This is a genomic window from Streptomyces alkaliterrae (assembly GCF_007097205.2).
Taxonomy (GTDB): domain Bacteria; phylum Actinomycetota; class Actinomycetes; order Streptomycetales; family Streptomycetaceae; genus Streptomyces; species Streptomyces alkaliterrae.
On the sequence record NZ_VJYK02000321.1, the window covers coordinates 1 to 6,032 of the forward strand.

Sequence of the window (6,032 nt, forward strand, 5' to 3'; positions counted from 1 at the left end):
GCCGATGGGCTTCGGCGGTGGCGGGGAGATGCTGCCGGTGCTGCCGCTGGGTGCGGGGCTGGCCTCGCTCGGTCTGGGCATGACCGCGCTCGCGCTGCGGATGCGCAGCCGCGGGCGATGAGTCGTGTGTGCAGAATGGGGGTATGACACAGCCGATGCATGAACGGTCGCAGGAGAGCCAGCAGGTCCTCGTGATCGGCCCGGACGGAATGGCTCTCGGCAACGCCGCCGCACCCGGCGGCGGCTCCGACGACGAGTCTCGTGAGGTGCCGGTGACGGACATGGTCGAGCAGCCCGCGAAGGTCATGCGTATCGGCAGCATGATCAAGCAGCTGCTGGACGAGGTGAAGGCGGCGCCGCTGGACGAGGCAAGCCGCGCGCGGCTGAAGGAGATCCACTCCAGTTCGGTCAAGGAGCTGGAGGACGGGCTCGCGCCAGAGCTGATCCAGGAGCTTGAGCGGATCTCGCTGCCGTTCACCGACGACGCGGTGCCGAGCGAGTCGGAACTGCGCATCGCGCAGGCGCAGTTGGTGGGCTGGCTGGAGGGCCTGTTCCACGGTATCCAGACGACGCTGTTCGCTCAGCAGATGGCGGCGCGGGCGCAGTTGGAGCAGATGCGCAGGGCGTTGCCGCCCGGTACGTCGCACGAGGGCGGTGAGGCGCCCGAGGGCGGCGTCCGCTCCGGCCCCTATCTCTGACACGAGGTGACGGGAGGGGCCCGGTACGTCGATCGACGTACCGGGCCCCTCCCGTATGTCCGGCCGGAGGCCGCCGGGCGGCGGCGCCGGCTCAGGTCCAGCTGATGAGCCGCTTCGGGTGTTCGAGGACGGCGGCGATGTCCGCGAGCACCTTGGAGCCGAGTTCGCCGTCGACCAGGCGGTGGTCGAAGCTGAGCGCGAGGGTGGTGACCTTGCGCGGCTTGACCTTGCCCTTGTGGACCCACGGCATTTCCTTGATCGCGCCGAAGGCGAGGATCGCGGACTCCCCGCGGTTGAGGATCGGCGTGCCGGTGTCGACGCCGAAGACTCCGACGTTGGTGATGGTCACCGTGCCGCCCTGCATGTCGGCGGGGGACGTCTTGCCCTCACGCGCGGTGCTGACGAGCTCGCTGAGCGCGGTGGACAGCTCCGGCAGGGTCTTGGCGTGCGCGTCCTTGATGTTCGGCACGATGAGACCGCGCGGGGTGGCGGCGGCGATACCCAGGTTGACGTAGTCCTTGTAGACGATCTCCTGGTTGGCCTCGTCCCAGGACGCGTTGACGTCCGGGTTGCGGCGGATGGCGACCAGCAGCGCCTTGGCGACGAGCAGCAGCGGGTTGATCCGCAGCCCGGCCATGTCCGGGTCTTCCTTGAGCGTCTTGACCAGCTTCATCGTGCGGGTCACGTCGACCGTGACGAACTCGGTGACGTGCGGCGCGGTGAAGGCGCTGCTGACCATCGCGGCGGCGGTCGCCTTGCGGACGCCCTTGACCGGCACCCGGCGCTCGCGGATCGCGGCCATCGACTGCGGCTCGACGGCCGGCGCCTCACCGGCGGTGGCGGCCGTGACGACCTGCGACGCGGCGGTACCGGCGGCGGGCGCGGGCGCGGCGGCCGGTGCCGGCGCGGCGGCCCGGTGCACGTCGTCCCTGGTGATGATCCCGTCCGGACCGGAGGGGGTGACGGTGGCCAGGTCGACGCCGAGGTCCTTGGCGAGCTTGCGGACCGGCGGCTTGGCCAGCGGTCGGCCGCCGGTCTGCCCGCTGGGGACGGGACCGGGCACACCGGCGCCGCTCGCGGGCTCGGTGGGTACGGCGACCGGGGAAGGCGCGGCGGTGGTGCCGTTCAGCTCCGCCTGCACGGCCTGGTGCGCCTGCCGGGCCGCCGGCTCGGCAGGCTGCGCCTTGCGCGGGCGCCGCTTGGTGGAGGCGGTGGAGACGCCGTACCCGACGAGGACGGGCTGACGCTTGCCGCTCTCCTCCTCGTCGCCCTCGGTCTCCTGAGCCGGCTGGGCCGGGGCCTCCGCTGCCGGGGCGGCCGGTGCGGCGGCCTCTGCCGCGCCCGCGCCCGGGTCGGTGTCGACGGTGATGATCGCCGTACCGACGTCGACGGTCGTGCCCTCGGGGAAGTGCAGCTCGCTGACCACGCCGTTGTACGGGATCGGCAGCTCGACGGCCGCCTTTGCCGTCTCGACCTCGCACACGACCTGGCCGTCGGTGACGGTGTCGCCGGGCTTGACCATCCAGGTCAGGATCTCGGCCTCGGTCAGGCCCTCGCCCACGTCGGGCATCTTGAACTCGCGGAACCGCTGCGCGTTCCCGGTCGTAGTTGTCACGCTCACGACTCTCTCCAGCCCTCTCAGTACGCCAGCGCGCGGTCGACGGAGTCCAGCACGCGGTCCAGACCGGGCAGGTACTCCTCTTCGAGCCTGGCCGGCGGGTAGGGCGCGTGGAAGCCGCCGACGCGCAGCACCGGGGCCTCCAGGTGGTAGAAGCAGCGTTCGGTGATGCGGGCGGCGATCTCGGCGCCGGAGCCGTAGAAGACCGGCGCCTCGTGCACGACGACCAGCCGGCCGGTCTTCTCCACGGACTTCTGCACGGTGTCGAAGTCGATCGGGGACATCGACCGCAGGTCGACGACCTCCAGCGACTTGCCCTCCTCCTCGGCGGCCGCGGCGGCCTCCAGGCAGGTCTTCACCATCGGGCCGTAGGCGGCGAGGGTGAGGTCCGTGCCGGCGCGGGCGACGCGGGCGGTGTGCAGCGGGCCGGGGATGGCGGAGGTGTCGACCTCGCCCTTGTCCCAGTAGCGCCGCTTCGGCTCGAAGAAGATCACCGGGTCGTCGGACTCGATGGCCTGCTGCATCATCCAGTAGGCGTCCGAGGCGTTGGAAGGCGAGACGCACTTGAGGCCCGCGACATGCGCGAACAGCGCCTCGGGAGACTCGCTGTGGTGCTCCACGGCGCCGATGCCGCCGCCGTAGGGGATGCGGATGACAACGGGCAGCTTGACCTTGCCGAGCGCCCGCGCGTGCATCTTCGCGAGCTGCGTGACGATCTGGTCGTACGCGGGGAAGACGAAGCCGTCGAACTGGATCTCCACGACCGGCCGGTAGCCTCGCAGGGCCAGGCCGATGGCGGTGCCGACGATGCCGGACTCGGCGAGCGGGGTGTCGATGACCCGGTCCTCGCCGAAGTCCTTCTGCAGGCCGTCGGTGACGCGGAAGACGCCGCCGAGCTTGCCGACGTCCTCACCCATGATCAGGACCTTGGGGTCGTTCTCCAGGGCCCGGCGCAGCGACTCGTTGATCGCCTTGGCGAGCGGCAGTTTCTGCGCGCTGGTCTGAGCGGTCATGATCAGTTGCCCTCCTGGTGGGCGGAGTCGGCGAAGGTCGCCAGGTACTCGGCGAACTGGGCGCGCTCCTCGTCGACGAGGGCGTGGCCGTCGGCGTAGGCGTTCTCGAAGATCGCCATGGTGTCCGGGTCGGGCATGGTGCGGATCTTCTCCCGGACGGTGAGGCCGAGCTCCTCGCTCTCCGTCTCCAGTGCGGCGAAGAACTCCTCGTCCGCCAGGCCCTGCTTCTCCAGGTAGGTGCGCAGCCGCAGGATCGGGTCCTTGGCCTCCCACGCCGCGCGCTCGTCGTCGGTGCGGTAGCGGGTGGGGTCGTCGGAGGTGGTGTGGGCGCCCATGCGGTACGTGAACGCCTCGACCAGCATCGGGCCCTGTCCGGAGCGGGCGTGCGCCAGTGCCGCCCGGGTCACCGCGAGGCAGGCCAGCACGTCGTTGCCGTCTACCCGGACGCCCGGGAAGCCGTAGCCCTGGGCGCGCTGGTAGATCGGCACCCGGGACTGCTTCTCGGTGGGCTCGGAGATCGCCCACTGGTTGTTCTGGCAGAAGAACACCACCGGCGCGTTGTAGACCGCCGAGAAGGTGAACGCCTCCGCCACGTCGCCCTGGCTGGACGCGCCGTCGCCGAAGTAGGCGATCACGGCCGAGTCGGCGCCGTCCTTGGCCACGCCCATCGCGTAGCCGGTGGCGTGCAGCGCCTGCGAGCCGATGACGATCGTGTAGAGGTGGAAGTTGTTGGTGTTCGGGTCCCAGCCGCCGTTGTTCACGCCCCGGAACATGCCGAGCAGGTTCGACGGGTCGACGCCGCGGCACCAGGCGACGCCGTGCTCGCGGTAGGTCGGGAAGACGTAGTCGTCGTCGCGCAGCGCCCGGCCGGAGCCGATCTGCGCCGCCTCCTGGCCGAGCAGCGAGGCCCACAGGCCCAGCTCGCCCTGGCGCTGGAGGGAGGTGGCCTCCGCGTCGAACCGGCGGGTGAGCACCATGTCGCGGTAGAGGCCGCGCAGCTCGTCGGCGGTGAGGTCGATGCTGTACTCGGGGTGCTCGACGCGCTCGCCCTCGGGGGTCAGCAGTTGGACGAGCTGCGGCTGGTCGGCGCCACCGGACGCCTTGGCCGAGGCCCGGGCGGTCTTCCTGGCCGCCGTCTTCTTGGCGGCGGTCGGCTTGGCGGACTTCGCCGGCGTTTTTGCCGTTGTGCGCTTTCCGCTGCTGCGACGCGCTTCGTCGCGCGCGGCAGTGCTTTCCACGGTCACGAGTGCTCCTCCGTCGGTCCGGCCCCCGGGGTCTCCGGATGAGCCAGTGCGGCTCGCCCGGTTCGGCCACGGCGCACGGGGTGGGTGCGGCGCGTAGCGTGCCGGACGTGACAGGTGTCGGCCCTTCACAACGGCCCGCTAAAGGCACCGTACCCAGTATTTCCGCACAGGGGCGAAACCCTCTTGACCTGCGATTTCCTTGGAAATCAAAGTAATTTCCGAGGTCGTCGCGGCAAGGCGGGAACGTCACTGGTCACAGCCTGGCAAGCCCGAAGGACTAGCGCACGTTAACCCGCACCCCCAGGTGACGGGAAGAGCAAGCGGGGGGTCAGTATGTGAGACGGGCGAACCGGTCACGGGGTGTGGAAGGCGCATTACGGTCGCGTAGGTTACGACAGGTAACTCCTGTGGCTGCTGTGGGTGACGGCGGCGGCGTCCGTCACGGTTGGATATCGATCGGATGGGTGCGGACGAGCGCCGACTCACCCGACCGACCACACGGCCCGGTGCGACCGGTCGGGTGAGTCGGCGCCTGGTCGCGCCCTCGGCTCACTCGCAGAACGCGTCGCGGACCGCCGGGTACTCCGCCGTCCACCACACCACCAGCGCGGCGGCGGCCGGGAACTGGGCGTCCGTCCGGTGGTCCCGGAGGTGGTAGCGCCAGCGCAGCATCCAGAAGTCGTTCAGCCGCTCCCACCACACCCGGTGCACGGCGGCGGCCAGCTCGGCGGGGCCCGCCCCCGTCGCGGCCCGGTAGGCGCGGGCGTACGCCCCCAGCTTGGTGAGGTCGAGTGTGCCGTCCGGGCGGAGGAAGAAGATCACCCCGGCCCGTACGACCTCCTCCGCGAGCGGCTGCACGTCCAGCCGGTCCCAGTCGACGATCGCCAGCGGCTCGTGCGGCGCGGTGCCGGCGTACAGGACGTTGAGCGGGTGGAAGTCGCCGTGCACCCAGCCCCGGGTCGGCGCGCTGCCGGGGGCCGGGCGGCGGTGCGCGTACCGCCGCAGCAGCTCCCGGCGCTCCCGCAGCCGGTGGGCGGCGAGCAGGTCGAAGCCGTCGAGGCGGCGGCGCTTCCGGATCCGGGCCAGCAGGTCGTCGATGACCACCAGGGTGTGCCGGGGGTCCGCGCCGGCGCATGCCCCCGGGGCGCCGGGCGTCCGGGGGCTCGCCGCGCGCGGGTGCGTCGCGGTGCCGGGGCAGGTCTCGCCCTGCGGGCACAGCTCCGGCGCCGCGTACGGCCCGGACGCCGGGCCCGGCCGGGTGGCGGTGCGCGGGTCGGTGCGCGGGTCGGAGTACGGGCCGGGGTACGGGTCGGCGTGCGTCTCCAGGAGTGCGTCCCGGCGCACCTCGGGGTGTACCTCCGGGCGCACGTCCGGGCGCGGGTCCGGGTGGTTGTCGGGGAGACCGCTCCTGGCGTCCGGGCCGAGGCGGGCGCCCGGACGTGCGCCCGGAGGTACACCC

5 protein-coding genes are annotated in these 6,032 nt (G+C 71.8%); 1 reads left to right on the forward strand and 4 read right to left on the reverse strand.

From position 1 onward, the window contains the following. The first annotated feature begins 155 nt into the window (after nt 1–155). Nucleotides 156–698: a bacterial proteasome activator family protein gene (locus tag FNX44_RS22560; protein ID WP_143650627.1), complete on the forward strand. Its 543-nt coding sequence runs from the start codon at nt 156–158 to the stop codon at nt 696–698. A 91-nt stretch (nt 699–789) separates the two neighbouring features. Here FNX44_RS22560 and FNX44_RS22565 read toward each other — a convergent pair whose 3' ends face one another. The 4 genes from FNX44_RS22565 to FNX44_RS22580 form a co-directional block, all read right to left on the reverse strand. After that, complete coding sequence (locus FNX44_RS22565) at nt 790–2,313, reverse strand: dihydrolipoamide acetyltransferase family protein (RefSeq protein WP_143650624.1); 1,524 nt, start codon at nt 2,311–2,313, stop codon at nt 790–792. A 23-nt stretch (nt 2,314–2,336) separates the two neighbouring features. Beyond that, a complete protein-coding gene (locus FNX44_RS22570) occupies nt 2,337–3,329 on the reverse strand; it encodes an alpha-ketoacid dehydrogenase subunit beta (RefSeq protein WP_143650625.1) in 993 nt (330 codons plus the stop codon). A 2-nt stretch (nt 3,330–3,331) separates the two neighbouring features. Next, nucleotides 3,332–4,573: a pyruvate dehydrogenase (acetyl-transferring) E1 component subunit alpha gene (pdhA, locus tag FNX44_RS22575; RefSeq protein WP_143650626.1), complete on the reverse strand. Its 1,242-nt coding sequence runs from the start codon at nt 4,571–4,573 to the stop codon at nt 3,332–3,334. A gap of 549 nt (nt 4,574–5,122) precedes the next feature. Beyond that, nucleotides 5,123–6,032 (reverse strand): phosphotransferase (locus tag FNX44_RS22580; protein WP_194362476.1); only part of this gene is annotated, 910 nt, incomplete at its 5' end.

Bases quoted from the DNA above. Each gene is read 5' to 3' on its own strand.
- FNX44_RS22560 (WP_143650627.1), top strand. From the start codon at position 156: ATGCATGAACGGTCGCAGGAGAGCCAGCAGGTCCTCGTGATCGGCCCG.
- FNX44_RS22570 (WP_143650625.1), bottom strand. From the start codon at position 3,329: ATGACCGCTCAGACCAGCGCGCAGAAACTGCCGCTCGCCAAGGCGATC.